Source organism: Actinomadura sp. KC216, from assembly GCF_004348535.1.
In the GTDB taxonomy this organism is placed as follows: Bacteria; Actinomycetota; Actinomycetes; order Streptosporangiales; family Streptosporangiaceae; genus Spirillospora.
In genome coordinates, this window is record NZ_SMJX01000071.1 from 1 (window position 1) to 25,836 (window position 25,836).

At 73.9% G+C, this 25,836-nt stretch carries 34 protein-coding genes; 19 read left to right on the forward strand and 15 right to left on the reverse strand.

Features of this window, described 5'->3' with window-relative positions; translation table 11 throughout:
- Window positions 1-548: aminotransferase class V-fold PLP-dependent enzyme (locus E1264_RS14935; RefSeq protein ID WP_132173768.1), on the forward strand; the 548-nt coding region annotated here is incomplete at its 5' end.
- Complete coding sequence (locus E1264_RS14940; protein WP_132173770.1) at window positions 545-862, forward strand: sulfurtransferase TusA family protein; 318 nt, start codon at window positions 545-547, stop codon at window positions 860-862. The genes E1264_RS14935 and E1264_RS14940, both read left to right, overlap by 4 nt.
- Before the next feature lie 55 nt (window positions 863-917).
- Here E1264_RS14940 and E1264_RS14945 read toward each other — a convergent pair whose 3' ends face one another.
- Together E1264_RS14945 and E1264_RS14950 are read right to left on the reverse strand one after the other, a co-directional pair.
- Entirely contained in the window at window positions 918-1,904 is a 987-nt protein-coding gene (locus E1264_RS14945) for a carbohydrate kinase family protein (RefSeq protein WP_132173772.1), read from the reverse strand.
- Window positions 1,905-2,091: 187 nt separating this feature from the next.
- Window positions 2,092-2,454: an iron-sulfur cluster assembly accessory protein gene (locus E1264_RS14950; RefSeq protein ID WP_132173774.1), complete on the reverse strand. Its 363-nt coding sequence runs from the start codon at window positions 2,452-2,454 to the stop codon at window positions 2,092-2,094.
- Between the two features lie 250 nt (window positions 2,455-2,704).
- Here E1264_RS14950 and nadA point away from each other — a divergent pair, with 250 nt between their 5' ends.
- Window positions 2,705-3,859 (forward strand): quinolinate synthase NadA, encoded by a 1,155-nt coding sequence (nadA, locus tag E1264_RS14955; RefSeq protein WP_132173776.1) that lies wholly within the window; start codon window positions 2,705-2,707, stop codon window positions 3,857-3,859.
- 7 nt (window positions 3,860-3,866) lie between these two features.
- On the opposite strand, the gene E1264_RS14960 is transcribed toward nadA, so the two are convergent.
- From E1264_RS14960 to E1264_RS14985, 6 genes are all read right to left on the reverse strand, one after another.
- Entirely contained in the window at window positions 3,867-4,472 is a 606-nt protein-coding gene (locus E1264_RS14960) for a hypothetical protein (RefSeq protein ID WP_132173778.1), read from the reverse strand.
- A gap of 1 nt (window position 4,473) precedes the next feature.
- A complete protein-coding gene (locus E1264_RS14965) occupies window positions 4,474-5,388 on the reverse strand; it encodes a M48 family metalloprotease (RefSeq protein ID WP_132173780.1) in 915 nt (304 codons plus the stop codon).
- 68 nt (window positions 5,389-5,456) lie between these two features.
- Window positions 5,457-6,026 carry a hypothetical protein gene (locus E1264_RS14970; RefSeq protein WP_132173782.1) on the reverse strand — a complete coding sequence of 190 codons (570 nt, stop codon included), beginning with the start codon at window positions 6,024-6,026 and terminating at the stop codon, window positions 5,457-5,459.
- A 3-nt stretch (window positions 6,027-6,029) separates the two neighbouring features.
- Window positions 6,030-6,947: a zinc metalloprotease HtpX gene (htpX, locus tag E1264_RS14975; RefSeq protein WP_132173784.1), complete on the reverse strand. Its 918-nt coding sequence runs from the start codon at window positions 6,945-6,947 to the stop codon at window positions 6,030-6,032.
- Window positions 6,948-7,049: 102 nt separating this feature from the next.
- Window positions 7,050-7,328 (reverse strand): hypothetical protein, encoded by a 279-nt coding sequence (locus E1264_RS14980; protein WP_132173786.1) that lies wholly within the window; start codon window positions 7,326-7,328, stop codon window positions 7,050-7,052.
- Complete coding sequence (locus E1264_RS14985; RefSeq protein WP_207934748.1) at window positions 7,325-8,137, reverse strand: PspA/IM30 family protein; 813 nt, start codon at window positions 8,135-8,137, stop codon at window positions 7,325-7,327. Before E1264_RS14985 ends, E1264_RS14980 begins: the two co-directional genes overlap by 4 nt.
- Window positions 8,138-8,269: 132 nt before the next feature.
- On the opposite strand from E1264_RS14985, the gene E1264_RS14990 reads away from it, so the two are divergent.
- Window positions 8,270-8,845 carry a DUF3043 domain-containing protein gene (locus E1264_RS14990; RefSeq protein WP_132173788.1) on the forward strand — a complete coding sequence of 192 codons (576 nt, stop codon included), beginning with the start codon at window positions 8,270-8,272 and terminating at the stop codon, window positions 8,843-8,845.
- A 61-nt stretch (window positions 8,846-8,906) separates the two neighbouring features.
- Entirely contained in the window at window positions 8,907-9,908 is a 1,002-nt protein-coding gene (locus E1264_RS14995; protein ID WP_132173790.1) for an aldo/keto reductase family protein, read from the forward strand.
- Window positions 9,909-9,966: 58 nt separating this feature from the next.
- On the opposite strand, the gene E1264_RS15000 is transcribed toward E1264_RS14995, so the two are convergent.
- Together E1264_RS15000 and E1264_RS15005 are read right to left on the reverse strand one after the other, a co-directional pair.
- Window positions 9,967-10,164, reverse strand: a complete 198-nt coding sequence (locus E1264_RS15000; RefSeq protein WP_132173792.1) for a hypothetical protein — start codon at window positions 10,162-10,164, stop codon at window positions 9,967-9,969.
- Between the two features lie 55 nt (window positions 10,165-10,219).
- Window positions 10,220-10,666 carry a thioredoxin domain-containing protein gene (locus E1264_RS15005; RefSeq protein ID WP_243710940.1) on the reverse strand — a complete coding sequence of 149 codons (447 nt, stop codon included), beginning with the start codon at window positions 10,664-10,666 and terminating at the stop codon, window positions 10,220-10,222.
- 18 nt (window positions 10,667-10,684) lie between these two features.
- Between E1264_RS15005 and E1264_RS15010 the strand changes: the two genes are divergently transcribed.
- Complete coding sequence (locus E1264_RS15010) at window positions 10,685-11,248, forward strand: site-specific integrase (protein ID WP_165964186.1); 564 nt, start codon at window positions 10,685-10,687, stop codon at window positions 11,246-11,248.
- On the opposite strand, the gene E1264_RS15015 is transcribed toward E1264_RS15010, so the two are convergent.
- Window positions 11,245-12,207, reverse strand: a complete 963-nt coding sequence (locus tag E1264_RS15015) for an alpha/beta fold hydrolase (protein ID WP_132173798.1) — start codon at window positions 12,205-12,207, stop codon at window positions 11,245-11,247. The genes E1264_RS15010 and E1264_RS15015 overlap by 4 nt on opposite strands.
- Before the next feature lie 76 nt (window positions 12,208-12,283).
- On the opposite strand from E1264_RS15015, the gene E1264_RS15020 reads away from it, so the two are divergent.
- Window positions 12,284-13,153, forward strand: a complete 870-nt coding sequence (locus E1264_RS15020) for a helix-turn-helix domain-containing protein (RefSeq protein WP_132173800.1) — start codon at window positions 12,284-12,286, stop codon at window positions 13,151-13,153.
- Between the two features lie 44 nt (window positions 13,154-13,197).
- On the opposite strand, the gene E1264_RS15025 is transcribed toward E1264_RS15020, so the two are convergent.
- The 3 genes from E1264_RS15025 to E1264_RS43375 all read right to left on the reverse strand — a co-directional run bounded on the left by E1264_RS15025 (window position 13,198) and on the right by E1264_RS43375 (window position 15,637).
- Complete coding sequence (locus E1264_RS15025) at window positions 13,198-14,178, reverse strand: NAD(P)/FAD-dependent oxidoreductase (protein WP_207935921.1); 981 nt, start codon at window positions 14,176-14,178, stop codon at window positions 13,198-13,200.
- A gap of 90 nt (window positions 14,179-14,268) precedes the next feature.
- Window positions 14,269-15,150 (reverse strand): GNAT family N-acetyltransferase, encoded by an 882-nt coding sequence (locus E1264_RS45960; protein ID WP_207935922.1) that lies wholly within the window; start codon window positions 15,148-15,150, stop codon window positions 14,269-14,271.
- Between the two features lie 187 nt (window positions 15,151-15,337).
- Window positions 15,338-15,637: a hypothetical protein gene (locus tag E1264_RS43375; RefSeq protein ID WP_165964187.1), complete on the reverse strand. Its 300-nt coding sequence runs from the start codon at window positions 15,635-15,637 to the stop codon at window positions 15,338-15,340.
- Between E1264_RS43375 and E1264_RS15040 the strand changes: the two genes are divergently transcribed.
- The 12 genes from E1264_RS15040 (at window position 15,624) to E1264_RS15095 (ending at window position 24,779) form a co-directional block, all read left to right on the forward strand.
- Complete coding sequence (locus E1264_RS15040) at window positions 15,624-15,866, forward strand: hypothetical protein (protein ID WP_165964188.1); 243 nt, start codon at window positions 15,624-15,626, stop codon at window positions 15,864-15,866. The two genes, E1264_RS43375 and E1264_RS15040, sit on opposite strands and share 14 nt — an antisense overlap.
- A gap of 156 nt (window positions 15,867-16,022) precedes the next feature.
- Window positions 16,023-17,120 (forward strand): histidine kinase, encoded by a 1,098-nt coding sequence (locus E1264_RS15045; RefSeq protein ID WP_132173832.1) that lies wholly within the window; start codon window positions 16,023-16,025, stop codon window positions 17,118-17,120.
- On the forward strand, window positions 17,108-17,770 hold the full coding sequence (locus tag E1264_RS15050; protein WP_132173808.1) for a response regulator transcription factor: 663 nt from the start codon (window positions 17,108-17,110) through the stop codon (window positions 17,768-17,770). The genes E1264_RS15045 and E1264_RS15050 overlap by 13 nt, the downstream gene beginning before the upstream one ends.
- A 147-nt stretch (window positions 17,771-17,917) precedes the next feature.
- Window positions 17,918-18,337, forward strand: coding sequence for a YciI family protein (locus E1264_RS15055; protein ID WP_132173810.1), 420 nt, complete (start codon window positions 17,918-17,920; stop codon window positions 18,335-18,337).
- A gap of 7 nt (window positions 18,338-18,344) precedes the next feature.
- Complete coding sequence (locus E1264_RS15060; protein ID WP_132173812.1) at window positions 18,345-19,616, forward strand: sigma-70 family RNA polymerase sigma factor; 1,272 nt, start codon at window positions 18,345-18,347, stop codon at window positions 19,614-19,616.
- Window positions 19,617-19,684: 68 nt separating this feature from the next.
- A complete protein-coding gene (locus E1264_RS15065) occupies window positions 19,685-19,861 on the forward strand; it encodes a hypothetical protein (RefSeq protein WP_207935923.1) in 177 nt (58 codons plus the stop codon).
- Between the two features lie 73 nt (window positions 19,862-19,934).
- Window positions 19,935-20,723: an RNA ligase family protein gene (locus tag E1264_RS15070; protein WP_132173814.1), complete on the forward strand. Its 789-nt coding sequence runs from the start codon at window positions 19,935-19,937 to the stop codon at window positions 20,721-20,723.
- Complete coding sequence (locus tag E1264_RS15075; protein ID WP_132173816.1) at window positions 20,707-21,831, forward strand: AAA family ATPase; 1,125 nt, start codon at window positions 20,707-20,709, stop codon at window positions 21,829-21,831. The genes E1264_RS15070 and E1264_RS15075 overlap by 17 nt, the downstream gene beginning before the upstream one ends.
- Window positions 21,832-22,003: 172 nt before the next feature.
- On the forward strand, window positions 22,004-22,510 hold the full coding sequence (locus E1264_RS15080; RefSeq protein ID WP_243710941.1) for a phage holin family protein: 507 nt from the start codon (window positions 22,004-22,006) through the stop codon (window positions 22,508-22,510).
- Window positions 22,507-23,049, forward strand: coding sequence for a DUF3618 domain-containing protein (locus E1264_RS15085; protein ID WP_132173818.1), 543 nt, complete (start codon window positions 22,507-22,509; stop codon window positions 23,047-23,049). Before E1264_RS15080 ends, E1264_RS15085 begins: the two co-directional genes overlap by 4 nt.
- Window positions 23,050-23,065: 16 nt before the next feature.
- A complete protein-coding gene (locus tag E1264_RS15090) occupies window positions 23,066-24,115 on the forward strand; it encodes a YihY/virulence factor BrkB family protein (RefSeq protein WP_132173820.1) in 1,050 nt (349 codons plus the stop codon).
- A 94-nt stretch (window positions 24,116-24,209) separates the two neighbouring features.
- Complete coding sequence (locus E1264_RS15095) at window positions 24,210-24,779, forward strand: GNAT family N-acetyltransferase (protein WP_132173822.1); 570 nt, start codon at window positions 24,210-24,212, stop codon at window positions 24,777-24,779.
- A 21-nt stretch (window positions 24,780-24,800) separates the two neighbouring features.
- Here E1264_RS15095 and E1264_RS15100 read toward each other — a convergent pair whose 3' ends face one another.
- On the reverse strand, window positions 24,801-25,772 hold the full coding sequence (locus E1264_RS15100; RefSeq protein ID WP_243710942.1) for a YafY family protein: 972 nt from the start codon (window positions 25,770-25,772) through the stop codon (window positions 24,801-24,803).
- Between the last annotated feature and the right edge of the window lie 64 nt (window positions 25,773-25,836).

Below are 25,836 nucleotides of genomic sequence, written 5' to 3' on the forward strand. Positions count from 1 at the left end.
TCGTCGTGCTCGCAGTCCGGAAGGGCACGCGGTGGCGCTCCCCGCTGCCGGACGACGAGCGCGAGCAGCGCCGCGTGCCGGGGTTCGAGAACGTCCCCGCCATCGTGGCGGCCGCCGCTGCGCTGGAGGCGTTCCGCGCGGACATGGCGGCGGACGCGGCGCGCGTCTCCTCCCTCGTGGACCGGATCCGCGCGGAGGTGCCGCAGGCCGTCCCGGACGTCGAGGTCGTCGGCGACCCTGTGCGGCGGCTGCCGCACCTGGTGACGTTCTCGTGCCTGTACGTGGAGGGTGAGGCGCTTCTGACCGAACTGGACAGGCTGGGTTTCGCCGTTTCCTCCGGAAGTTCGTGTACGGCGGATACGCTGCGTCCCAGTCATGTGCTGGAGGCGATGGGCGTGATTACCCACGGGAACGTGCGGGTATCGCTGCCGCGTGGCGTCCGTTCGGCGGACGTCGACCGGTTCCTGACCGTGCTGCCCGGCGCCGTCGACCGCCTCCGCCGTACGGCACTTGATCACATCGACACAGGGAGGCGGTCGCGCCCATGAGGTTCCGAGGCCGCGCCAAGAGCGGGGCGTCCCGCGGGGACGCCGCGTCGCCGCCCGTCGCCGCCGCCGAGCCGGAGGCGCCGCCGCCCGTCCTGGTCATCGACGCGCTGGGCCGCAAGTGCCCGATCCCGATCATCATGCTGGCGGAGCGGATCCGCGAGGTCCCGGTCGGGCAGATCGTCGCCGTCCTCGCCGACGACGCCGCCGCCCGCACCGACGTCCCCGCCTGGTGCCGCATGAAGTCGCAGGACTTCGTCTGGGAGGAGACGCTCCAGCAGGGCGGCTGGGGCTTCCACATCCGCAGGACGTACTGAACGAGCACGCAGAAAGGGCCGCGCCGGTTTGGCGCGGCCCTTCTGCTTGGCCTTGTTACGGGTTCGGGCAGGTGAGGTGCGGCGCGACGTCCGCGGCGGCGGTGGAGCCGTAGGCGGCGGCGAAGCGGTCGAGGAACGCCTGGCGGGCCAGGGAGTACTCCTGCGGGCCCGCGGATTCGAGGGCGTGCGCGGCGATGGTGTGGCCGACCTGCGCGGCCCGTTCGAGCGGCAGCTCCCAGGCGAGCGCGGACAGGAACCCGGCGCGGAACGCGTCGCCGACGCCGGTCGGGTCGACGACCTTCTCGACGGGGACGGAGGGCACGTGCAGGCCCTCCTCGCCCTTGCGGTCGATGACGACGCCCTTGGCGCCGAGGGTGGTGATCCGGATGCCGACGCGGTCGAGGATCTCCTCGCCGGACCAGCCGGTCTTCTCCTCCGCGAGCGCCTTCTCGTACTCGTTGCTGAACAGGTACGCGGCGCCGTCGATGAGGCGGCGGACGTCGGGGCCGTCCATGCGGGCGAGCTGCTGGGACGGGTCGGCGGCGAACGGGATGCCGCGGGCGCGGCACTCGTCGGTGTGCCGCAGCATCGCCTCGGGGTCGTTCGGGCTGATGATCACGAGGTCGAGGCCGCCGACGCGGTCGGCGACGGGCTGCAGCTCGATGGAGCGGGCCTCGCTCATCGCGCCCGCGTAGAACGTCGCGATCTGGTTCTGGTCCTGGTCGGTGGTGCACAGGAACCGGGCCGTGTGGTGGATCTCGGACACGTGCACGGACGCGGTGTCGACCGCGTGCCGTTCGAGCCAGGAGCGGTAGTCGGCGAAGTCGTCGCCGACCGAGCCGACGAGGATCGACTCCTTGCCGAGGTTGCCCATCCCGAAGCAGATGTTGGCGCCGATGCCGCCGCGCCGGATGTCCAGCTCGTCCACCAGGAATGACAGCGACACCCGGTCCAGCTGGTCGGGCAGGAACTGGTCGGTGAATCTCCCAGGGAACGTCATGAGGTGGTCGGTCGCAATGGAGCCAGTCACGGCGATGCGCACGGCGTCGCTCTCCTCGTCGTGGTCGTCCGGCTGTTCACCGGCTGTGTCGGACCCGGAAAGAGTACTTTCCCATCGCACCACAGATTGACGCCGAAGCGCAGCCCGAGAGATGACCAGGCGAACACGAAAGGGCGGGCCGGGCGTGCGCCGCCCGGCCCGCCCCCCGACGCTCGCTGGGGCGGCCCGCTCAGTTGAAGGAGTCGCCGCAGGCGCAGGAGCCGGACGCGTTCGGGTTGTCGATCGTGAAGCCCTGCTTCTCGATCGAGTCCACGAAGTCGATGGTGGCGCCGGTGAGGTAGGGGGCGCTCATCCGGTCGACGCGCACGGACAGGCCGGCGAAGTCCTGGATCTGGTCGCCGTCCATCTCCCGCTCGTCGAAGAAGAGCTGGTAGATCAGGCCGGAGCAGCCGCCCGGCTGCACGGCGACACGCAGCGCAAGGTCGTCGCGGCCCTCCTGCTCGAGCAGGCCCTTGGCCTTCTCGGCGGCGGCGTCGGTGAGGATGACGCCCTGCTGCGTGGTCTCCTGCGTGGTCTCGCCTGAAACCGTCATATGTTCAGCTCCCGGGTTCGCTGCGCCGCGCGCGGCGGCGGGCTGTCGCTTGTCCTCCAGGACGTCTTACGCCCCTTCCCGTAGGACAACGTACCTCGCCATAAGCCAATTCCGCTTCCCGGCCATGTCTAACACCCAGAAGGGGCGCCGAACGACGGTGCGTTCTACGTCACATCATCGCCGGCCCCGGGATGTGCCATCATTAGTCGTCAAAGCGACGATAAGCCCCGTCGCCGGAGGGAGAGAGGCCATGACCACCCCGGTGCGCGACCTTCCACTGCTGCTGCTCGGCAGTGCCGCCGACCCCGCCAGCGAGCGCGGCGTGGACTGTCCCGGCGAGCTGCCGCCGGCCTCCGACCCCGCGCTCGTCGAGCGCGCCCGCGCCGCCAAGGCCGCGCTCGGCGAGAAGGTGTTCGTGCTCGGCCACCACTACCAGCGCGACGAGGTCATCCAGTTCGCGGACGTCACGGGCGACTCGTTCAAGCTGGCGCAGAAGGCGGCGGCCCGTCCCGAGGCGCCGTACATCGTGTTCTGCGGCGTCCATTTCATGGCGGAGTCGGCCGACATCCTCACCGCGGCCCACCAGCGGGTGATCCTGCCCGACCTCGGCGCGGGCTGCTCGATGGCGGACATGGCGACGTTCGACCAGGTCGAGGAGTGCTGGGACGTCCTGGAGGACGCGGGCGTCGCCGATGACGTCGTCCCGGTCACGTACATGAACTCGTCCGCCGACATCAAGGGCTTCGTCGGACGGCACGGCGGCGTGGTGTGCACCTCGTCCAACGCCAAGCGCGCTCTGGACTGGGCCTACGGGAACGGCAAGAAGGTCCTGTTCCTGCCCGACCAGCACCTCGGGCGCAACACCGCCGTCCTGGAGATGGGCTTCTCCCCGGACGACTGCGTCGTCTACAGCCCGCACCGCCGCGAGGGCGGCCTGACGCCGCAGCGGCTCCGGGACGCCAAGATGATCCTGTGGCGCGGCCACTGCTCCGTGCACGGCCGGTTCACGAAGGAGTCCGTGGACGACGTGCGCGCACGCGTTCCCGGCGTGAACGTCCTCGTCCACCCGGAGTGCCGGCACGAGGTCGTCACGGCGGCCGACCGGATCGGGTCGACCGAGTACATCATCAAGACCATCGAGGCCGCGGAGCCCGGGTCGTCGTGGGCGGTGGGCACGGAGCTGAACCTCGTCCGGCGGCTCGCGAACGCCCACCCGGACAAGAACGTCATGTTCCTCGACAAGGCCGTCTGCTATTGCTCGACGATGAACCGCATCGACCTGCCGCACCTGGTGCTGTCGCTGGAGTCCCTCGCCGCCGGCCGGGTCGAGAACGTCATCGAGGTGGACGGGGAGACCGCGCACCACGCCCGCGCCGCCCTCGACCAGATGCTCGCCCTCCCCTGAGCGGCGTCTACGCCAGGCCGGGGACGTCCCAGACGGGGAACCAGCGGCCCCTGTCGGGCTCGATGTCCAGTTCGCCGGCGAGGACGTCGCGGGCGTTCGTCTCGACCGTGTTGTTGCGGCGGAGCTCCGCCGCCGTCCCGCCGGGCGGACGGGGCGCGAACGGGTAGAACGTCCCGCGGCCGGGCGAATGGACCAGGAAGAGCCGCTGCGGGCCGGCGTCCCGGCGGAAGCACACGGCCGAGCACAGCAGGTAGGGCCCGTATCCGGCGGCGGTCAGGGTCGAGTTGACCATGTGCAGGTCGGCGACGAGCCGGGCGAACGCGTCCGGTGGGCGGGTGACGTGCGCCCATCCCCAGCCGTAGGGACCCTCGCTCGACCCCGTCTCGCGGCCGCCGCCCGTGGCCAGGAGGCGCGCGACGTCGCGCTGCGCGCGGCCGAAGGCGCCGAACGGGCCGCCCTCGACGAGGCGGTGGCAGACGGCTCCGGCGCCGGTCGGCGCGAACCCGGTCGCGGCCTCCAGTGCCGCCGCGGCGGCGGGCAGCGCGAACAGCCGGTCGAGGTCGGGCAGCCCGGGCGGCGCGGGACGGCCGCGCAGCGCATCCAGGACGCCCATGTCAGCCGCCGCTCTCGAGCCGCCAGGAGATGGCCGACAGCCGCTCCGTGCGCCGCTCCAGCGTCGGATGGCTGGACAGCAGCGACTCCACGCCGCCGCGCACCGCGACCACGCACCGGCCGCGCACCGGCCGCAGCGCCCGCAGATCGTCGCGGGAGGCGTCCCGGACCGCCTCGGTGACCTTGCTCAGGGCGGACGAGAGGTCACCGGGACGGCCCGTCAGTACCGCGCCGGTGGAGTCGGCGCACAGCTCCCGGTGCCGGGACAGGGCCAGCCCGACGAGGGTGCCCGCCGCGAACAGGACCGCCGCCGCGACGCCGAGCGGCAGCAGGACGACCCCGAGGAGCAGGGCCGCCGCGCGTCCGGCGCCGTACCGGCCGCGGCCGGTGATCAGGCCCGTCCACCAGCCGAGGAACAGCCCGGCGCACAGGCCGGGGAACGACGCGATCGCCGTGACGAGCACGTCCCGGTTGGCGACGTGCGCGATCTCGTGGGCCAGTACGGCGGCGAGCTCGGCCGGTTCGAGGCGGGCGCGGAGCCCGTCGGTCACGCACACCACCGCCGAGCCCGGTCCCGACCCGGCGGCGAAGGCGTTCGGCATGTCCAGCGCGGACACGGCGAGGCGTGGCTTCGGCAGGCCCGACGACATGCACAGCCGGTCGACGACGGCGTGCAGCTCGGGCTCCTCGGCGGAGGTGACGAGGCGGGCGTCCATCGCGTAGAGAGCCAGCCGGTCGGCGGCGCGGGCGGAGAGCACCGCGACGGCGACCGCGGCGGCCGCGGCCGCCGCGCCCCACACCGGCCCGGCGAGGAACGCGGGCAGCACGGCCGCCGCGTACATGAGCGCGACCAGGACCGCCGTGACCAGCATGCGCCAGGTCAGACCGGAGTCGGAAGCGTCGCGGGAGGTCGCCATGTCCTGACATTACGCCGATCTTGGACGGCGGTCAGCGTCCGGTGACGCACAGCCTGGTCACAGGCCTGTCACAGGCCGGGGGCGCCCCACAGGGGGAACCAGCGGCCGAGGTCGTCCTCGAAGGGGAGGTCGGCGCCGACCGCGCCGCGCACCTGGAGTTCGAGCGCGTTGTCGCGCTTGTCCCCGGGGAGCGGCGCGAACGGGTAGAACGTGCCGCTCTTGTAGCGGTAGACGAGCGCCAGGCGCTGGCCGTCCGGGCCGCGGAAGCCCACCAGCGAGCAGAGCAGGTGCGGGCCGAACCCGCCGGACTCCAGCGTCGCGTTCACGGCGTGCAGGTCGGTGACGAGGTCGGGCAGCTCGTCCGGACGGTGCGTGGCGAGCAGCCACGTGTAGCCGTAGGAGTCGGTGCTGATCTCGACCTTGGGGCCCTGGTCGGCGTCCAGCAGCTCCTGGACGTCGCGCTGCAGCCGCGCGAACGCGCCGCCCTCCGCCGCGCGGAAGCACACCGAGCCGAGCCCGGTCGGGACGAACTCCGTCGCGGCCTCCAGCGTGATCGCGGCGGTCGACAGCGCGAACAGCCGGTCGAGGTCGGGTTTGGCGGGCTTGGAGCGACCGAGCAGGGTGTCCAGGAAGCCCACGGCTCAGACCCCCCTGCCGAGCTGCTCGGAGATCTTCGAGAGCTGGGCGAGCCGCTTGTCGAGCGTCGGGTGGGTGGAGAACAGCGAGGAGACGCTGAAGCCCTTGCCGAGCGCCGGGGTGAAGAAGAACGCGTTGAACGCCTGCGCGGACCGCAGGTCGTTGGTCGGGATCCGCGCGATCTCCCCGTTGACCTTCGTCAGCGCGCTGGCCAGCGCGGACGGGCGGCCGGTCAGCAGCGCGGCGGCGCGGTCGGCCGACAGCTCGCGGTAGCGCGACAGCGCCCGGGTGAGCATGAAGCTGACCGCGTAGGCGAGCGCGCTCGCGGCGACCACGGCGAGCAGGATCAGGCCCGTGTTCTGGTCGTTGCTACGGCGGCCGAACCCGCCGAACAGGCCGATCTGCAGGCCGACACGGGTGATCAGGCCCGCGCAGATGCCGAGGAACGACGCGATCGTCATGACCGCGACGTCCCGGTGCGCGACGTGCGCCATCTCGTGCGCGAGGACGCCCTCCAGCTCGACCGGGTCGAGCCGGCGCAGCAGGCCGGTGGTGACGCAGACGACGGCCTTCTTCTGGTTCCGCCCGGTGGCGAACGCGTTCGGCACGTCGGTGTCGGCGATCGCGACCTGCGGCTTCGGGGCGTCCGACAGCGCGCAGATCCGGTCGACGACGCCGTGCAGTTCAGGCGCCTCCTCCGGGGTGACGACCCGTCCGTGCATGGCGAACAGGGTCATCTTGTCGGAGAAGAAGTACTGGGCGAGCAGGAACGCCGCCGCCACGGCGAGCGCGACGAACGCCCACTGAGGCACGAACACGAAGAACGCCCCCACGGCGACGACGTAGACCAGCCCCAGCAGGAACATCGTCACGAGCATCCGCGAGGTCAGCCCCCGATCGGAGGCGTATCGCGTTCTGGCCATGCGGCCACCCCCTGTTTCCCGATGCGGTGTTCATCTGTACAACGCATGGGACCCCCCGTTTGTGCCTGATCGTCCGGTTCACCGGCGGCCAGGGCACCGGTCTCAGTCGGGGATCAGCCCCTCGTCCCCCAGCATCGAGCGGACCTCGTCGATGTGGGCGTCGGCCGGCGGGAGGATCAGCTCGGACGGCGCGAGGCTGTCCGGCGGAAGCGGCTTGCCCACCTTGCGGACGTTCTCCAGCAGCGCGTGCAGCGCGGCGCGGAAGCTCGTCTCGTCGCCCGACTCGATCGCCGACTCCAGCTCGGCGTCGAGCGCGTTGAGGGCCGACAGGTCGTCCGCGGCCACGTCCAGCTGGCCCTCGCCCATCAGGCGGACGATCACTGGGCACCCCCGGGCTTCTCCTGCCAGTTCACCTGGGGGGCCTGCTGGGGGGTGTCCTGCTGCTGGGGCTGCGCGGTCGGGGTGCCCTGGTTCAGTTCCTTCGGCGCGGGGGCCTGGCCGAGCTCGGCCTTCAGCTGCTCCAGTTCGAGGTCGACGCCGGGGCCGGAGCCCATCCGGTCGAGCTCGGCCTGGATGTCGTCCTTCGGGCCGGAGAAGTCCTCGAGGGCGCCGGAGGCCAGCAGCTCGTCGATCGCGCCGGCGCGGGCCTTCATCGTGTCGGTCTTCTCCTCGGCGCGCTGGATCGCCAGGCCGACGTCGCCCATCTCCTCGGAGATGCCGGAGAACGCCTCGTTGATCTTGGTCTGCGCCTCGGCGGCGGTGTAGGTCGCCTTGATCGTCTCCTTGCGGGTGCGGAAGGAGTCGACCTTGGCCTGCAGCCGCTGGGAGGCGAGCGTCAGCTTCTCCTCCTCGCCCTGCAACTGCTGGTACTGGCCGCGCAGGTCGTTCAGCTGGCTCTCCAGGCCGGCCCGGCGGGTCAGCGCCTCGCGGGCCAGGTCCTCCCGGCCGACCTGCAACGCCTTCTTGCCCTGGTCGGTCAGCTTGGTCTGCTGCTGCTCCAGCTGGTTGATCTGCAGTTCAAGACGCTTGCGCGAAGTGGCGACGTCGGCGACCCCCCGACGGACCTTCTGCAGCATCTCCAGCTGTCGCTGGTAGGAGTAATCGAGGGTCTCGCGAGGATCCTCCATGCGGTCCAGGGCCCTGTTCGCCTTGGACTTGAAGATCATCGACATTCGCTTCATCACGCTCATCGCGCGGCGCCGGTCCCTTCGTGCTGTCGCCTCAGTCGTGAACTGGGCTCAATGACCACTGCTGGGGTTCTTATCACCCTACGCGTTAACGCGCGAGGCAGCCACGATGTTCGCAGCCGGTAGTCTGATCCCGTGTTCAAGCGTCGTACCCCGGAGGCCCCGGCGAATCCTCCTGAGGTAGTAAAGCCGGGAGGCAAGGGCCGTCCCACGCCCAAGCGCAAGGAAGCCGAGAAGCGCAACCGCCAGCCGATCACCGCCCCCGCCAACCGCAAGGAGGCGTACCGGAAGGTCAGGGAGCGGCAGGCGGCCGAGCGCGCCAAGGCGCGCCGGGGCATGGCGAAGGGGGACGAGAAGCACCTGCTCAAGCGGGACAAGGGCCCCGTCCGCAAGCTCGCCCGCGACTACGTCGACTCCCGGCGCACGGTCGGCTCGTACCTGATGTACGCCATGTTCGCGATCGTGCTGCTGAGCATGCTCCCGATCCCGGTCGCCCGGCTGCTGGTGCTGTTCGCGCCGCCGCTGCTGCTGGTCGTCGTGTTCGCCGAGGGCCTGCTGCTGAGCCGCGGCATCAAGCGGCTGGCCGCCGAGCGGTACCCGGACGAGGACGCGAGGGGCGTCGGGCTGTACGCGGCGATGCGCGCCATGCAGATCCGCCGGCTCCGCGTGCCGAACCCGCAGGTGCGGATCGGCGAGAAGGAGAAGGTCTGACCCGGCCCGGCGGGCCACCGGCCGTGAAAATCCCGTTTCGCGGCGGGCTAGGGTCGTGGCCATGGAGTTCCGATACCTGGGCCGGAGCGGTCTGAAGGTCAGCGAGATCGCGTACGGCAACTGGCTCACCCACGGCTCCCAGGTCGAGGAGGACGCGGCCCGCGCGTGCGTGCGCGCCGCCCTCGACGAGGGGATCACCACCTTCGACACCGCGGACGTCTACGCGGGCACGCGCGCCGAGGAGGTCCTCGGACGCGCGCTCAAGGGGCAGCGCCGCGAGGGGCTGGAGATCTTCACCAAGGTCTACTGGCCGACCGGTCCCGGCGTGAACGACCGGGGCCTGTCCCGCAAGCACATCATGGAGTCGATCAACGGTTCCCTGCGGCGGCTGGAGACCGACTACATCGACCTGTACCAGGCGCACCGGTTCGACCACGAGACACCCCTCGAGGAGACGATGCGGGCGTTCGACGACCTCGTCCGGCAGGGCAAGGTCCTCTACGTCGGGGTGTCGGAGTGGCGCGCGGAGGAGATCGAGCGGGCCCTCAAGATCGCCGACGAGATGGGCTTCGACCGGATCATCTCCAACCAGCCGCAGTACTCGATGCTGTGGCGGGTCATCGAGGGCGAGATCGTCCCGCTGTGCGAGCGGGAGGGCGTCGGGCAGATCGTCTGGTCGCCGATCGGGCAGGGCGTCCTGACCGGCAAGTACAAGCCGGGGCAGCCGCTGCCCGCCGGGTCGCGCGCCACCGACGGCAAGGGCGGCGCCGACATGATCAAGCGCTATCTGAACGACGACCTGCTGGCCCGGGTGCAGGAGCTGAAGCCGATCGCCGACGACCTCGGGCTGTCGATGGCGCAGCTCGCGATCGCCTGGACGCTCCAGAACCCGAACGTGGCGTCGGCGATCGTGGGCGCGTCCCGTCCGGAGCAGGTCGCCGACAACGCGAAGGCGGCGGGCGTGAAGCTGGACGAGGGCGTGCTGAAGCGGATCGACGCCGTCCTCGACCCGGTCGTCATCCGCGACCCCGCCAAGACCGGGAGCCCGCCCAGGCGACCGTGACGGCCATGTGGAAGGGCCGCGGAGCCGTCGCTCCGCGGCCCTTCGCGCGTCTCGCCCGTCATTCGGGTTCGAGCAGGCTCATCTCGTACACCACCGACTCGCCGTCCAGCAGGGTCACCGAGTCGACGTCGTCGGCGCGCAGGCCCCGCCAGTTCTCGCCCAGCCAGCTCTCCGCGTCCGCCTGGGTGGAGAAGGTCTCCTCCGACATGCCGACCATGCGCCCATCGGCCTTCTCCAGCCGCCAGCTCCACGCCATTCGTGTTCGACCTCCCTCGTCGCGGTGAGACTAGCCCCTTCGCCGCGCGCTTCCGTCAGGACGCGGCCTCGATGGCGCGGCGCAGCGCGTCCGGGCTGCCGGGGTCCGACGTGTCGAGCGTGCGGCCGTTCACCCGCACGCTGGGCGTGCTCGACACCCCGGACGCTATGTAGCCCTTGCTGACGGTCTTCACGCTCTCCGCGTAGCGCTGCCGCTGGACGCACGACGTGAACCCCTCGCCGGTGAGCCCGAGCGGCGTGGCGTAGGAGATCAGCTCCGACGTCGCGTAGCCCTGGGTGGACAGGCTCGCGGGCTGGTGGGAGTAGAGGGCGTCCTGGTAGGAGAGCCAGCGCGCGCCGTCGCCGACGCAGCGCAGCGCCGCCGCGGCCCGGAGCGCGTTGCCGTGCGCCGGCTGGTAGCTCTCGCCGAAGATGACCATCGGGTGGAACACGACCTTGGCGCGTCCGGAGACGGCCAGCTCCTTGAGCATCGGGTCGTGCATGCGGTCGAACGTGCCGCAGTGCGGGCAGGCGAAGTCCTCGTAGACGTCGACGACGGGGGACGTGACGCCGGGACGGGCCATGGCCAGGCTGCCGTCGGCGAGCGGCGTGGCCTCCGCGCCACCGGCGATCTGCCCGACCTGCAACTGGACGTCGCCACCGCCGCCACCACCTCCGCCCTTGCTGTCATCGCCCCGGACGACGAGGAAGACCACCGCGACCAGGGCCAGGACCACGACGAGACCGCCGCCGACCAGGACGAACGCCAGGCCGCCGCCGCCCTTGCGCCCGGGAGGCGGCGGTCCGAACGGGCCGGGCTGCCCGCGGCGCACCGGCTGACCCCGCACAGCGGGCGCCGCACCGTCATCACCACCCTGCTCGGCAACGACGTCCCGCTCGCCAAGGTCCAGGACCTGGCCGGGCACGCCGACCCCCGCACCACCCGCGGCTACGACGACACCAACCACAAGCTGGCGGCCTCCCCGGTGACCGACCTCACCCGCATCCTCGCCGGCCACCGCGCCGCCCCGCCGCCACCATCACCGCCATCGCCGAGTACCCCGCCCGGCTCCGCTCCGGGTTAGCCGGTCGGCTTCCCGGCGTGGAGGGCGGTGAAGGGGAGCAGGCGCGCGGCGGTCCCCTGCGGGTCTTCGAGCATGGGCGAGTGCCCGACGCCGGGCAGCAGCTCGACCTTGGCGCCCGGGACGGTGCGGTAGCCGGCGGCGGAGGACGAGCGCCATCTCCGGTCGTCCGCACCGAAGATCACCAGCAGCGGTGTGCCGAGGGCCGCCAGCCGGTCGGGCAGCGTGCGCCGCCTCAGGTAGTCGTCGGCCGCGCGCGACGTCGCGGTCAGGGCGTGGTAGGTGATGCCGCGCACGTCGTCGACGAGCTCCTGCGGGATCTCATAGCCCGGGCGGCTGACCGCGGTGTCCAGGCCCCGGCGGACGATCCCGTCGGTCCGCGCCCGCCACAGCAGCTGCCCGACGCCGGGGACGAACAGCAGCCGGCCGACGAACCCGTCGGAGACGAACGCGTCCAGGCCCGGCCCGGAATCGATGAGCGCCAGCGCGGCCACCAGGTCGCCGCGCTGCTCGGCTAGGGCGGTGGCGACCGACCCGCCGGTGGAATGCCCGGCCACGACGGCGCGCCGCGCCCCGAGCCGGTCCAGCGCCTCGCCGACCCGGCGCCCCTGCTCGGGGATCGTGTAGCCGCCGCCGGACGGTTTCGCCGACCGGCCGTGCCCGAGCAGGTCGATCCGGATCACGCGGTGGGACCCCGCCAGCATCGGGACCAGCGGATCCCACCAGCGCGCCGACCCGGCGAGCCCGTGGATCAGCACCAGCGGCGGGGCGTCGCGGGGGCCGTCCTGCCGCACGTGGACGCGCCCGCCGTCCAGCGGGAGGGACGGGTCCCCGGTGGCGCCGGCCTCCTGGCGCGACACCGCCACCGCGTTCGCCAGCAGCAGCCCGGCGAGCGTGAGCGGGACGGCCGAGACGGCGGCGCGGCGGCGCAGGCGGCGGGACTTCGCGTGTTTCGTGGTCATGGGGGCCACTGTCGCCGTCCGGGCGGGCCGCCGGCTTGTACGAATGTTCCCGCCGCGCCGGCCGTACCATGGGGCCATGGAGCGCGCCGACGCGGCCGTGTGGGACGTCACGCGCCCGCGGCGGCCCAGCCGGACGGCCGGTGTCGCCATGGCCGGGTTCCGCGACCGCGGCCGCGCCGCCGCCGGGCACCGGGCCGTCCCGCACCCGGCCGTGTCGCTGGCCGTGGAACTCGGCGCGGGTCCCCTCATCGTGGACGACGCCGCCGGGCGCGGGCGGCGGGGCAGCGTCGCCGCCGGGCTCGGGTTCGGATCCGGCGGGATGCGGGTGCGGGGCGAGAACTTCGAGGCCGTGCAGGTGCGCCTGTCGCCGCTGGTCGCGCACGCGATCCTGGGCGTCTCCCCCGCCGAGCTGGACGGCGCCGCGGTCGCCCTCGGCGACCTGTGGGGCACGGAGGCGTCCCGGATCGCCGAGCGCATGGCCGCGGCCGCGTCCTGGGAGGACCGCTTCGCGCTGATGGACGCCTTCCTCGCCCGGCGGCGTGCCACCGGCTCCCCCGTCGCTCCGGAAGTGGCCCGGGCCTGGAACCGGATCGTCGCGGGCCGCGGCCTGGTCCGGGTCGAGGAGCTGGCGGCCGAGGCCGGCTGGAGTCGCAAGCGCCTGTGGTCCCGGTTCCACGCGCAGATCGGGCTGCCGCCCAAGCGCGCCGCGCGGCTCGTCCGCTTCGACCACGCCGCGCACCTGCTGGCCGCGGGCCGCGACCCCGCCCGGGTCGCCGCCGAGACCGGCTACGCCGACCAGCCCCACCTGCACCGCGACGTCGTCGCGTTCACCGGGGCGACCCCGGGCACCGTGGCCGGCGAGCCATGGCTGGCGGTCGACGACATCGCATGGCCCGCCCGCACGGCGCCGCCCCGCCCGACCCGCGCACCGGCCTCCGGGACGTAGCCCGCAGCCGCCGGTGAGCGCGGGTCGCGGCGGCGGTCACGCGCTCACGCCACGGCCTCCGCATCCGAACCCGCCGCGTCAGCGGACGCGACCGCCAGGTCGGTGTCCTCGGTGATCAGGTCGGCGTTGATCTGGCCGGCCGCGGCGGCGCCCGCCGCCGCTGCGGCACCGACCTGGGCCATCGGGTCGGTGACGTTGCCCGCGACCCACACCCCTGGCACATCGGTACGGCCGGTCGCGTCGGACGGGATGTGCTCGCCGACCCCGGCGGGATGCTCGGCCGGTCGCAGTCCGATCCCGTCGAGGAAGGCGGCGCGCGCGGCCAGCCGCGGCGCGACGGCCATCGCCTGGCGGGCGACGGTCGTCCCGTCGGCCAGCCGCACTCCCGCGATGCGGCCCCCGGTGATCACCAGGGACGCCACCTCGCCGCCGACCACGCGGACGCCGCGGGCGGCCAGCCGCCCGGCGTCCTCGCCCGACGGCGGCGGCGCGGTGTGGGAGAACAGGACGACGTCGTCGCTCAGCTGCCGGAACAGCAGCGCCTGATGCACCGCCATCGGCCCGGTCGCGAGCACGCCGATGGCCTGGTCGCGGACCTCCCAGCCGTGGCAGTACGGGCAGTGCACCACGTCGCGTCCCCACCGCTCCCGCAGGCCGGGCACGTCCGGCAGCTCGTCCACCACCCCCGTCGTCACCAGCAGCCGGCGCGCGCGGACGGCCCCGCCCCCGGCCGGCGTCACGGTGAACCCGCCGGAGTCGCGGACCACCGACGTGACCTCTCCCGTCACCACGTCACCGCCGTACCGGCGGACCTCGGCGCGGCCCCGCTCCAGCAGCTCCGCCGGGCTGATCCCGTCCCGGGCCAGCAGGCCGTGCACGCCCTCGGCGGGCGCGTTGCGCGGCGCGCCCGCGTCGATCACCACGACGCTGCGCCGGACGCGGGCCAGCATCAGCGCCCCGTTCAGCCCCGCGGCGCCGCCGCCGACCACCACCACGTCATAGTCGTCCCTCAACCGGTCGCTCATCATGACCACCTCCACGGCGACTATGCGTCACCGCAGGCCTGGAGCGCAAAGTTCTTTGCCGGAGCGGCAAAGGCATGGCCCGGCGGGCCGTCACAGGAAGTGGCCGCTGGCCAGGTAGGGGGCGGGCGGGTCCATGCCGCGCACCGCCAGGAAGCCCTCCTGGTCGAGGTGGAGCCGGGCGGTCAGGGCGGCGTCCACGGCCCAGTGGTTGGGGGTGGTGATGCAGTTGACGAGGGTCTCCTCCCGCGCGGACGCGAGCGCCTCCCACAGCAGGAGCCGGGCGGTCTCGGAGTCGGCGGCGGCCAGCAGCGTGGGCCGTCCCGCGCCGTCGTCGATGTAGACGTAGCCGGGACGGCCGCGGTCGGCCGAGACCACGAGCCGCTGCGAGCCGAGCATGTGGCGGTGGTCGGGGCCGTGTCCCGCGCCGCGCAGGGCGCGGTCCAGGTCGTCCATCCACTCCAGGTCGCCCTCGGCGCCCTCGCGCAGCCCCCGGACGGGCGGGAGCGCGGACCGGTCGACGCGGCCCACCATCCGCATCTGCGGATGCAGGGTGAAACCGGCCAGCCGGTAGCGGCGGGTCGCGCCGGGATGCGCGGTCGCCGAGAACAGGCCCGGGCGGTCGCCGGCGTGCGCCAGCGCGGCGTCCATCAGCCGCCTGCCGATGCCCCTGCCCTGCCGGCCGGGCAGGACGCCGTAGGTGGCCAGGTACCACAGCGGGCCCCGGTTCTGGGAGATGGCGAAACCGGTGATGCCTCCGGTGTCCTCGGCCACGAGGCAGCCGTCCGGGTCGACGGTGAGGAAGTAGCGCATCCGCTCGATCCAGCGCCGCGAGCCGGCGGGCGAGGGCGGCTCGGGCTCCGGGTCGCCGGCGCGCATGGCGAGGCGGTCGGCGTCCAGGAACGTCACCGCGGAGACGCGTTCGGCGACCGGAAGGTCGTCCTCCGACATCGGTCTGATCCGCACGGGGTCCATGCGCCGATGATGGCGAACGGCTCGCGGGGCCCGCACGCGAATTTCCGCGGCCCCCGGGGCCGGGCCTATCCGGTCATCGGCGGGACCCGTCCCGTCGCCGGAGCCTATCGTCGGGTCCTCCGGGGCGCACGGACCGGACGTGCGCGCAGAACGAAGGAGTCCCCGTCATGGCTCGTCCATCCGCCCGTCATCGTCGTCGCGTGGCCGCCGGGTTGGTGGCGGTCACCGCCGCCGCGGGCCTGGCCGGGTGCGGGAGCGACGGGAACGGCGCCGCGCCCGCGAGCCGACCGCCCTCGGCGAAGACACCGACCGCGCCGCCCTCGTCCCCCACGTCCCCCTCGTCGCCCGCGTCGCCGCGGGCGACGGACGGGACGAACGTGCGGGCCTGCAAGGACGGGACCTGTGAGGTGAAGGTGACGCGGCGGGTCACCATCCGGATGGACGAGGACAGGCTCGAGGTCAGCGCGATCAAGGTGACCTCGCTCAAGGGCGACGAGGTCTCCTTCGACGTCGTCCTCGCGGCCTCGGGCTCGTTCGACTTCAACTGCGAGGGCGACCCCCGCTGCCAGACCATGGTCGTCGGGCCCGCGTACGGGTCGCCGGGGAGCGCGAAGATCACCGCGCATCCCGGCGCGCGGCTCAAGGCCAACGGGGTCGTCGTCACCGTGGTCGCCGCGTCCCGGGGAACGGCCGTCCTGCGCATGAGCCCCCGGTAGCCCGGGCGGCTCCGCCCGCGGGCGGGGCGGGCTCCGACTTTGGTCGATGCCGGTGCCCTGACCTGCGCGGCTAGCCTTCAGCCCGTGAACGACAAGACCTTCGCCGCACGGCCCCCCGTCCCCTGCCTGCGGCGCACGCTGACCTCGGCCGCGGGCATGCTCGCCGCCATGGGCGTGCTGGTGGCGGCGACGATCTGGGCCCGCCACAGCGCGGACGGGCCCGGCGGGCGGCTCGCCCTGGACATCGCGGTCGGCGCCGCGGCGTGGCTGCTGTCCCCGGCGCTGCTGTGGCGCCCGGTCGCGGTCGCGGTGGCGCTGACCGCGCTGGCGGCGCTGTCACCGGCCGCGACGCCGCCGGCGACGATGGCGGCGCTGCGGCTCGCGCACCACCGCCCGTTCCCGGCCGCCGCCGCGCTCGCCGCGGCCGGCGTCGGCGCGCACGCCGTGCAGGGGCTGTGGCGGCCGGCCGCCGGGATCTCGTTCGGGTGGTGGCTGCTGCTGATCGCGCTCGGGTACGGCGCGCTGACCGGCTGGGGCGCGCTGGCGCGGGCGCGGCGGGCGCTGCTGGAGTCGCTGCGCGAGCGCGCCCGCCGCGCCGAGGCCGAGCAGGGCCGCCGGGTCGCCGAGGCGCGGATGGCCGAGCGCGCCCGGATCGCGCGGGAGATGCACGACGTGCTCGCCCACCGGCTGTCGCTGCTGGCCACCTACGCGGGCGCGCTGGAGTACCGGCCGGACGCGCCGCCGGAGAAGCTCGCGCACGCCGCCGGGGTGGTCCGCGCCGGGGTGCACCAGGCGCTGGACGAGCTCCGCGACGTGATCGTCCTGCTCCGCGAGGACGAGGCGGAGGAGGGCCGCCCGCAGCCCGTGCTGGGCGACGTGCCGCGCCTGGTGGAGGAGTCGCGCGACGCGGGCGGGACGGTGGAGCTGCGCGACGAGGTCGTCGATCCCGGCGCGCTGCCCGCCGCGTCCGGGCGGACCGCGTACCGGGTGGTGCAGGAGGCGCTGACCAACGCCCGCAAGCACGCGGCGGGCCGTCCCGTCCGCGTCGAGCTGCGGGGGCGGCCGGGGGCGCGGCTGGTCATCGAGGTCCGCAACCCGCTCCCGGAGGACCCGGGCGCGGCGCCCGCCGCGCCCGGCAGCGGGACGGGGCTGGTCGGCCTGACCGAGCGGGTGCGGCTCGCCGGGGGGCGCCTGGACCACCAGGCCGCCGCGGGCGAGTTCCGGCTGCGCGCCTGGCTACCATGGCCGGCGTGACCCGGCCGCTGCGCGTTCTGATCGTCGACGACGACGCGCTGGTCCGCGCCGGGCTGTCGATGATGCTGGACGGCGCCGCCGGCATCGCCGTGGCGGGCGAGGCGTCCGACGGCGACGAGGTGCCCGCGGCGGCCGACGCGCACGCGGCCGACGTCGTCCTGATGGACCTGCGGATGCCGCGCGTGGACGGCATCACCGCCACCCGCAGGCTCCGCGCCCGGCCGAACCCGCCCGAGGTCGTGGTGCTGACGACGTTCGACTCCGACGAGAACATCCTGCGGGCGCTGCGCGCCGGGGCCAGCGGGTTCCTGCTGAAGGACACCCCGCCGCAGGAGATCGTCCGCGCGGTCCGGCGGGTCGCGGCCGGGGACCCGATCCTGTCCCCGCGGATCACCCGCCGGCTCATGGACCGCGCGGTCACCGAGGCCGGCGCGCACCAGCGGGCCCGCGCGGCGCTGGACCGGCTCACCCCGCGCGAGAACGACGTCGTCCTGGCCGTCGCGCGGGGACGCTCCAACGCCGAGATCGCCGCCGAGCTGTTCATGGGCGTCGCGACCGTCAAGGCGCACGTCTCCAGCGTCCTGACCAAGCTCGGCCTGGACAACCGCACCCAGATCGCCCTGCTGGCCCACGACGCCGGCCTCGCCTGACCGCGCCGCACCCTCGAAACACGATCGCCCCGGAAACACGATGCACCCTGGAAAGGGTATCCGCGGGTGTCGAAAGGAGCGCGGCGGCTTCGACGTCTCCGGTGAGAGGCGCCGCAAAGGGGGCGCCGGGACGAGAGGGAAACGGCCATGAGGTACATGATCATGCTGTACGCGTCGCAGCGGGACTACGACGAGATGGCGGGCAAGGTCCCCCCGGGCGAGGCGGTCTGGACGGCCGGCGACGTGGCCGCGATGGGCGCGTTCATGGAGAAGTTCAACCAGGAGCTGGTGGAGTCCGGCGAGTTCGTGGACGCCCAGGGGCTGGCCGCGCCCGTCCACACCCGCAGGTTCCACACCAGGGACGGCGTGCCCGTCGTCACCGACGGACCCTTCGCCGAGACCACCGAGGTCCTCGCCGGGTACACGATCATCGAGTGCGACGGCTTCGACCGGGCGTCGGAGATCACCGCGCGGCTGAGCGAGTGCCCGGCGCCCGCCGGCGCGCAGGGCCGCGCCTACGCCGACCTGCGGCCGATCGTCGACAGCCGCGCCGACCTGGAGGGGTGACCGCGCCATGACCGCCCACCGGCCCGGAACCGGCGCCCGCGCCGCGGCCGGGGCCGGGTTCGGGGACCTGCTGCGCCCGCTGGCGCCGCAGGTCCTCGGGGCGCTGGTGCGCCGGTACGGGCATTTCGACACGGCGGAGGACGCCGTGCAGGAGGCGCTGATCGCCGCGGCGGCGCAGTGGCCCGAGCGCGGCGTGCCCGACGACCCGCGCGCCTGGCTGATCACCGTCGCGTCGCGGCGGCTGACCGATCTGCTGCGGGCCGAGCAGGCGCGCCGCCGCCGCGAGGACGCCGCCGCGGCGTTCCGGCTGCCGCGGGAGTGGTTGTCGCCCGCCGCCGACAGCGCGCCGCGCGACGCCGACGACACGCTGATCCTGCTGTTCATGTGCTGCCATCCGGTGCTGCCGCCGGATCTGCAGATCGCGCTGACGCTCCGGTCGGTCGGCGGGCTGAGCACCGGGGAGATCGCCCGCGCGTTCTTCGTCCCGGAGAAGACCATGGGCCAGCGGATCAGCCGCGCCAAGCGCCGCATCCGCGACAGCCGCGTCCCGTTCCGGGCGCCCGCGCCCGCCGAGCGGGCGGACCGGGTCGCGGCCGTCCTGCACGTCCTCTATCTGATCTTCACCGAGGGGTATGCGAGCACCGGCCCGAGCCTGTACCGGCCGGACCTGTCGGCGGAGGCGATCCGGCTCGCGCGGATCGTGCACCGGCTGCTGCCCGGCGACGGCGAGGCGGCCGGGCTGCTGGCGCTGATGCTGCTCACCGACGCGCGCCGTCCCGCGCGGACGGCCCCGGACGGCTCCCTGGTCCCGCTCGCCGAGCAGGACCGGAGCCTGTGGCGGGCCGCCGACATCGCCGAGGGCCTGGCGCTGGTCGCCGCGACGCTGCCGCACGGCCCGGCCGGCCCCTACCAGGTGCAGGCGGCGATCGCGGCGCTGCACGACGAGGCCGCCTCGGCCGCCGAGACGGACTGGCCGCAGATCGCCGCGCTGTACGAGGTGCTGCTGCGCATCTCCGACAACCCGATGGCCGCGCTGAACCACGCGGTCGCGGTGGCGATGGCGCGCGGCCCCGCCGCCGGGCTCGCCCTGCTGGAGGGGCTGGACGCGGACCGGCGGATCGCGGGGCACCACCGCCTGCACGCGGTCCGCGCGCACCTGCTGGAGATGTCGGGCGACGCGGCGGGCGCGCGCGAGTCCTACCTGGCGGCGGCGGAACGCACGCACAGCGTCCCCGAGCAGCGCTACCTCAACGCGCGGGCGGCGCGCCTGGCCCCGTGACCGACCGCGCGGGGGTCGCGGGTCCCCGGGCGTGACACACCCACATCGCCGCCGGGCCGGACGGCGCGGTGTGGTTCACCGAGTGGGGCACCGCGCACGTCGCCCGCATCACCCCCGAGGGCCGCATCGACGAGCACGCGCTGCCGGCGCCCGGCTGCGAGCCGCACGGCATCGCGCTCGGCCCGGACGGCGCGCTGTGGGCGGCGCTGGAGACCGGCGCGCTCGCCCGCGTCACCGTCGGCTGACCCGCACGGCCGGCCGCCCGGCCGGGGCGAAAACCGGTTGGCATGGCCGGTGGCGTTCGTTAGAACGGTCGGCATGCTCCGCAAGTACCCCCGGACCCGGCACATCGAGGGGTCCCGGCTCCAGCCGGGCGACCACGACCTCGCCTCGGTGCCGTTCGCGGCGATCGCCGGGCGGTACCTGGTGGTGGAGGAGAAGCTCGACGGCGCCAACGCCGGGATCAGCTTCACCCCGGAGGGCGAGCTGCGGCTGCAGAGCCGCGGCCACTACCTGACCGGCGGGCCCCGCGAGCGGCAGTTCGGGCCGTTGAAGGCGTGGGCGGCGTCGGTCCAGCACGTCCTGCGCGAGCGGCTCGGCGACCGGTACGTCCTGTACGGGGAGTGGCTGTACGCCAAGCACACCGTCTTCTACGACGCGCTCCCCCACTACTTCTGTGAGTTCGACGTCCTGGACCAGTCGGACGGGACGTTCCTGTCCACGGCGGCGCGCCGGGAGCTGCTGGAGGACACGCCGGTGGTGTCGGTGCCGGTGCTGCACGAGGGGCCGCTGCCGGACGTGGCGGCGCTGACCGCGCTCGCCGGCCCGTCCACCTGCCGCACGCCGGGCTGGCGGGACGCGCTGCGCGCGGCGGCGGAGGCGGGCGGCGCCGACCCGGCCCGCGTCGCCGAGGAGAGCGACACCGCCGAGGAGATGGAGGGCCTCTACATCAAGGTCGAGGAGGGCGGGCGGACCGTCGACCGCTACAAGTGGGTCCGGGCGAGCTTCCTGACCGCGATCCTGGACTCGGGGACCCACTGGCAGGAGCGTCCCATCGTCGCCAACGGCCTGGCCGACCCGGAGGTGCTGTATGCGGGTCTTCGCTGAGCTGTGCCCCGCCCCGCCGCGCTGGGAGCTGGACTGGCCGCGGATCCGGGACGCCTTCGACTGGGTCCGCGACATGGCCGGCGTCCCGCAGGACGCGGTCTTCCACGGCGAGGGCGACGTGGAGACCCACACCCGGATGGCGTGCGAGGCGCTGGCCGCGCTGCCGCGGTGGCGGGCGCGCCCGCACGCCGAGCGGGTGCGGCTGTTCGCGGCCGTGCTGATGCACGACATCGCCAAGCCGCACTGCACCGCCATCGACGGCGACGGCCGGATCACCGCGCGCGGCCACTCGCGGCGCGGTGACCTGATGGTGCGGCGGATCCTGTGGGAGCTGGGCGCGCCGGTGGAGTGGCGCGAGCACGTCGCCGCGCTGATCCGCCACCACCAGGTGCCGTTCTGGGCGCTGGAGCGCCCCGACCTGCAGCAGATCGCCTTCCGGGTCAGCCTGCTGGCCCGCAACGACGATCTGGTGCTGCTGGCGTCGGCCGACATCCTCGGCCGCGTCTGTCCCGACACCGCCGAGCTGCTGGAGAACGTCGGGCTGTACGGGGAGTACTGCGCCGAGCAGGGGTGCCTGGACGGGCCGCGCGCGTTCCCGTCCGACCACGCCCGGTTCTGGTACTTCCGCAAGCCGGGCCGCGACCCCGGCTACGCCGCCTACGACGACACGCGCCTGACCGCGACCGTCCTGTCGGGGCTGCCGGGCGTCGGCAAGGACCACTGGATCGCCGCGAACCGCCCGGACGTGTCGGTCGTCAGCCTCGACCGGCTCCGCGCGGAGATGGGGGTGCCGCCGTCCGGGGACCAGCGGCCGGTGGCGGCCGCCGCGCACGAACTGGCCCGCGAGCACCTGCGCGCTGGGCGGTCGTTCGTGTGGAACGCCACCAACGTGTCGCGGACGCAGCGCGAGGCGTGCACCGGCCTCATCGCCGGGTACCGGGGGCGGGTCGAGGTCGTCGCGCTGGAGGCGCCGCCGGGCGTGGTCCGCGACCGCAACCGGGGACGGGCCGCGCCGGTGCCCGACGCGGTGATCGACCGGCTCGTGCGCCGCTGGGAGACCCCGGACCCGACCGAGGCCCACCGTGTCCACTGGCTCACCACCACCTGACCCCGCCCCTCGCAATCCCCAGGTGGCCCGAGGGTTGGCCATACCGGCGGCGGGGCGGTCACCCGTGGTCCGGGCGCGGCCACGTTTAGGCGGCCAGCACGGGGAACGGCTTACCGCAGGCTTCTGAACGACAGGCTTCTAGACGAGCTACACGCGGAGGGGGCCGGAGGTCATGAGCATCATGCGGCCGGCACAGGACGGCGAGACCGGGACCATGCGCGAGGACGGACCCGTCACCGCGGGCGCCCACCGGCACGACTACGGACACGCCCCCGGGTTCGACGGCCCGCGCCGCGAACCCGGAACCGGCGAACTGGTCAAGCAGGCCGCGCAGCAGGTGTCGGAGCTGATGCGCGCCGAGCTGCGGCTGGCGGTGGCGGAGCTGAAGGACAAGGGCCGCCACGCCGGGACCGGCGCCGGGATGTTCGGCGGCGCCGCGCTTGTCGCGCTGTACGGGGTGGCGGTGCTGCTCGCGGCGGTGGTCGCCGCGATCGCGGTGGCGCTGCCGGTGTGGGCGGCGGCGCTCATCGTCGGCGGGTTCCTCATGCTCGTCGCGGGCGTCCTGGCGATGATGGGCCGCTCGCAGACCAGGAAGGCCACGCCGCCCAAGCCGGAGCAGGCCATGGACGGGGCCCGGCAGACCGTGGCGGAGCTGAAGGAGAGGGCGACGCACCGATGACGACGCAGGACAAGCACACCACGCACGGCGAACCCGCGGTTCGGGAAGAGACCCCCGCGCGCGGCAAGCACGCGGCGCACGGCAAGCACGGTGCCGCCGCCGGGACCGCGGAGCTGCGCCAGGAGGTCGACCGGGCGCGCCACGACCTCGGCGAGACGGTGGAGCGGCTCGCGGCCAAGGCCGATGTGAAGGCCATGGCCAGGGACAAGGTCGAGCAGGCGAAGGAGCGGTGGCGCGAGACCGCCGGGCGGGCCCGCGACGCCGGCGCCGCCGAGCAGGCCAAGCGCGGCGGGATCGTGGCCGCGTCGGCAGGTGCCGTCGCGGTGGCGGCGGTGCTGGTGGTGCGGCGGCGCCGCTCGTCCGGCACGCGGTGGCCTGCCAAGGGCCGGCCCGGCAAGGCACCGTTCGCCACCGGACGGTTCGCCAAGGCACGGTTCGCCAAGGGGCGGCGCGGCGGGCGCATGCCGGTTCAGGTCCGGTTCCCCTCCGGGAAGCGCCCCGCGGTCCGGATGCGGCGCCGCCGCCGTTCGTTCTTCTGAGCGGAGGGAGCTCGCCATGGGCGCACCCAGTGCCCCCACCGAACTGCCCGCCACCTCCTGGGGACGGGCCCTGAAACGCACCGCAGGCGAGTACCGCAACGACAACCTGTCCGACTGGGCCGCCGCGCTCACCTACTACTCCGTCCTGTCGATCTTCCCGGCGATGCTGGTGGTGGTGTCGCTGGTCGGGCTGGCCGGCAGGTCGGTGACGCAGGACCTGATCGCCAGCGCCGGCGACATGGCGCCCGGGTCGGTGAAGCAGCTGCTGATCAGCTCCATCACCCAGCTGCAGGGCAACCGCGCCGGTGCCGGGATCGTCGCGCTGGCGGGCCTGGCGGCGGCGATCTGGTCGGCGTCAGGGTACGTGGGGGCGTTCATGCGCGCGTCCAACGTCGTCTACGACATCCCGGAGGGGCGGCCGTTCTGGAAGACCGTCCCGCTCCGCGTGATGATCACGCTGGTCACGCTGGTGCTGCTGTCGGCGTCGGTGATCGCGGTGGTGGTGTCGGGACCGCTGGCCCGCGAGGCGGGGGACCTGCTCGGGCTCGGCTCGCAGGCGGTCACGGTCTGGAACATCGCCAAGTGGCCGGTGCTGCTGCTGGTGATCGCGTTCCTGTTCTCGCTGCTGTACTGGGCGGCGCCCAACGCCAAGCGCCGGTTCCGGTGGGTGACGCCGGGCGGCGTCCTGGCGATCGTGCTGTGGCTGGCGGCGTCGGGCCTGTTCGCGCTGTACGTGTCGGGGTTCTCCTCCTACAACAAGACCTACGGCAGCCTCGCGGGGATCATCGTGTTCCTGGTGTGGCTGTGGATCACGAACCTGGCGATCCTGCTGGGCGCGGAGATGAACGCCGAGCTGGAACGCGGCCGCGCGATCGAGGGCGGGGCCCGTCCGGACGAGGAGCCCTACGTGGAGTTCCGCGACACCCGCGGTTTCGACGACGACGAGCGCCGCGCGGCCGGCCTCGCCGGGGAACCCGGCGGCGACGGAGGGGCGCGGCGAGCCGAGCCGGAGCCCGAGGCGGGCCCGAGCCCGCGGCACGGGCGCCGCCGGGCCGGACGGCACTGAACCCACGGCACCGAACCGGCGGGACGGAAACCGGGGCCCGCGCTGCGGGGATCACGGGTCGCACAAGTCCGGACACGGTGCATAGGATCGGCGCATGCTGCGTCCGGCTTACCCGATCGAGACCGAGCGGCTGACCCTGCGGCCGTTCCGCGAGGGCGACCTCGATGGCTTGTACGCCTACCAGTCGCTGCCCGAGGTGGCGCGGTTCCTGTACTGGGAGCCGCGGGACCGGGAGGAGTCGCGGGAGTTCCTGAAGCAGAAGATGAGCGCGTCCACCGTGGAGAAGGAGGGCGACTGGCTCGTCCTGGCGGTGGTGCGGCGCGAGACCGGCGACCTGATCGGCGAGGTGAACCTGCAGTGGCGCAGCAGGGAGCACCGGCAGGGAGAGATCGGCTACATCTTCAACCCGGCCTTCCACGGGCAGGGGTACGCGACCGAGGCGGCGGAGGTCGTGCTGCGGCTGGGGTTCGAGGGCCTGGACCTGCACCGGGTGTGCGGGCGGCTGGACGGCCGCAACGCCGCGTCCGCGCGGGTGCTGGAGCGCCTCGGGATGCGCCGGGAGGCGCACCTGGTGCAGAACGAGATCGTCAAGGGCGAGTGGAGCGACGAGGTCGTGTACGCGATGCTGCGGCACGAGTGGGACGCCCGCACCGCGTCGTCCTGACCGACCTGACCCTCCGGGACGTCACCGTGCGGCCTGCTCTTCGAGGGTGCGGGCGAAGTCGCGGACGTGGCCGCGCAGCTCGGCGGGGCGGCGGACGACGAACGGGAACCCGAGCCCGGCGAGCATCCGCGCCATCCCGTCCAGCCGCTCGGCGCGCGCGGTCATCGCCACTCCCCCGTCCTCCTGGCTGAGGGTGGCGGTGGTGGCGGGGATGCGGCGCCGCGCCTCGGCGAGGGTGGTCTCCAGCAGCACCTCGACCTCGTGCGCGTACGGGACGCGCGCCAGCGACCGGACGACGTGCTGGACGGGGTCGACGCCGCGGGGGGTCTCGAACCGCGCGGCGCCCGGCTCGGCGGCGATGACCCGGTCGACGCGGAAGGTGCGGATCTCGCCGCTGCGGTGGTCGTGGCCGGTGACGTACCAGCGGCCGGAGTGGAACACCAGCCCGTAGGGGTCCAGGTCCCGTTCGGTTTCGGCGTCGCGCCAGGACCGGTACCGCAGCCGGACGCGGCGCCGCTCCCGCGCCGCGGCGGCCAGGGTGAGCACGGCGCCGGTGTCGGGTGTGGCGGCGTCCCGGACGGCGAGGGTGAAGTCGAGGGTGTCGCGCAGCGCCTGGACGCGGTCGCGCAGCGCGGCGGGCAGTACCCGCTGCACCTTGGCCAGGGCGCTCTCGGTGGCCTGCGCGGGCAGTCCGATCCGGCGCCCGGCCAGCAGCCCGAGGACGACGGCGGTGGCCTCGTCGTCGGTGAGCATCAGCGGCGGGAGCTTGTAGCCGGGCATGAGGCGGTAGCCGCCGTGACGGCCGCGTTCGGCGACGACGGGGACGCCGAGGTCCTCCAGCCGCGCGGCGTACCGGCGGACGGTGCGCTCGTCCACGCCGAGCCGCCCGGCGAGGTCCGCGCCGCGCATGCGGTGGTTGGCCTGCAGCAATTCGAGCATGGCCAGGACACGGGTCGTCGGGTGCGACGACCCGGACGGCAGGGGATGTGACACGGGTCGCTCACCTAATCCGGGCGGTTTCTGTCCGGTATCGACCGTAGCGTGTGGAGCATCGTCA

What these genes read in the sequence shown, in the direction of transcription:
- E1264_RS14940 (WP_132173770.1), top strand. Translation starts at nt 545, where the DNA reads ATGAGGTTCCGAGGCCGCGCCAAGAGCGGGGCGTCCCGCGGGGACGCC.
- E1264_RS14950 (WP_132173774.1), bottom strand. Translation starts at nt 2,454, where the DNA reads ATGACGGTTTCAGGCGAGACCACGCAGGAGACCACGCAGCAGGGCGTC.
- nadA (WP_132173776.1), top strand. Translation starts at nt 2,705, where the DNA reads ATGACCACCCCGGTGCGCGACCTTCCACTGCTGCTGCTCGGCAGTGCC.
- E1264_RS14960 (WP_132173778.1), bottom strand. Translation starts at nt 4,472, where the DNA reads ATGGGCGTCCTGGATGCGCTGCGCGGCCGTCCCGCGCCGCCCGGGCTG.
- E1264_RS14965 (WP_132173780.1), bottom strand. Translation starts at nt 5,388, where the DNA reads ATGGCGACCTCCCGCGACGCTTCCGACTCCGGTCTGACCTGGCGCATG.
- htpX (WP_132173784.1), bottom strand. Translation starts at nt 6,947, where the DNA reads ATGGCCAGAACGCGATACGCCTCCGATCGGGGGCTGACCTCGCGGATG.
- E1264_RS14985 (WP_207934748.1), bottom strand. Translation starts at nt 8,137, where the DNA reads ATGAGCGTGATGAAGCGAATGTCGATGATCTTCAAGTCCAAGGCGAAC.
- E1264_RS14995 (WP_132173790.1), top strand. Translation starts at nt 8,907, where the DNA reads ATGGAGTTCCGATACCTGGGCCGGAGCGGTCTGAAGGTCAGCGAGATC.
- E1264_RS15000 (WP_132173792.1), bottom strand. Translation starts at nt 10,164, where the DNA reads ATGGCGTGGAGCTGGCGGCTGGAGAAGGCCGATGGGCGCATGGTCGGC.
- E1264_RS15005 (WP_243710940.1), bottom strand. Translation starts at nt 10,666, where the DNA reads ATGCACGACCCGATGCTCAAGGAGCTGGCCGTCTCCGGACGCGCCAAG.
- E1264_RS15015 (WP_132173798.1), bottom strand. Translation starts at nt 12,207, where the DNA reads ATGACCACGAAACACGCGAAGTCCCGCCGCCTGCGCCGCCGCGCCGCC.
- E1264_RS15020 (WP_132173800.1), top strand. Translation starts at nt 12,284, where the DNA reads ATGGAGCGCGCCGACGCGGCCGTGTGGGACGTCACGCGCCCGCGGCGG.
- E1264_RS15025 (WP_207935921.1), bottom strand. Translation starts at nt 14,178, where the DNA reads ATGAGCGACCGGTTGAGGGACGACTATGACGTGGTGGTGGTCGGCGGC.
- E1264_RS45960 (WP_207935922.1), bottom strand. Translation starts at nt 15,150, where the DNA reads ATGGACCCCGTGCGGATCAGACCGATGTCGGAGGACGACCTTCCGGTC.
- E1264_RS15045 (WP_132173832.1), top strand. Translation starts at nt 16,023, where the DNA reads ATGCTCGCCGCCATGGGCGTGCTGGTGGCGGCGACGATCTGGGCCCGC.
- E1264_RS15050 (WP_132173808.1), top strand. Translation starts at nt 17,108, where the DNA reads ATGGCCGGCGTGACCCGGCCGCTGCGCGTTCTGATCGTCGACGACGAC.
- E1264_RS15055 (WP_132173810.1), top strand. Translation starts at nt 17,918, where the DNA reads ATGAGGTACATGATCATGCTGTACGCGTCGCAGCGGGACTACGACGAG.
- E1264_RS15060 (WP_132173812.1), top strand. Translation starts at nt 18,345, where the DNA reads ATGACCGCCCACCGGCCCGGAACCGGCGCCCGCGCCGCGGCCGGGGCC.
- E1264_RS15070 (WP_132173814.1), top strand. Translation starts at nt 19,935, where the DNA reads ATGCTCCGCAAGTACCCCCGGACCCGGCACATCGAGGGGTCCCGGCTC.
- E1264_RS15075 (WP_132173816.1), top strand. Translation starts at nt 20,707, where the DNA reads ATGCGGGTCTTCGCTGAGCTGTGCCCCGCCCCGCCGCGCTGGGAGCTG.
- E1264_RS15080 (WP_243710941.1), top strand. Translation starts at nt 22,004, where the DNA reads ATGAGCATCATGCGGCCGGCACAGGACGGCGAGACCGGGACCATGCGC.
- E1264_RS15085 (WP_132173818.1), top strand. Translation starts at nt 22,507, where the DNA reads ATGACGACGCAGGACAAGCACACCACGCACGGCGAACCCGCGGTTCGG.
- E1264_RS15090 (WP_132173820.1), top strand. Translation starts at nt 23,066, where the DNA reads ATGGGCGCACCCAGTGCCCCCACCGAACTGCCCGCCACCTCCTGGGGA.
- E1264_RS15095 (WP_132173822.1), top strand. Translation starts at nt 24,210, where the DNA reads ATGCTGCGTCCGGCTTACCCGATCGAGACCGAGCGGCTGACCCTGCGG.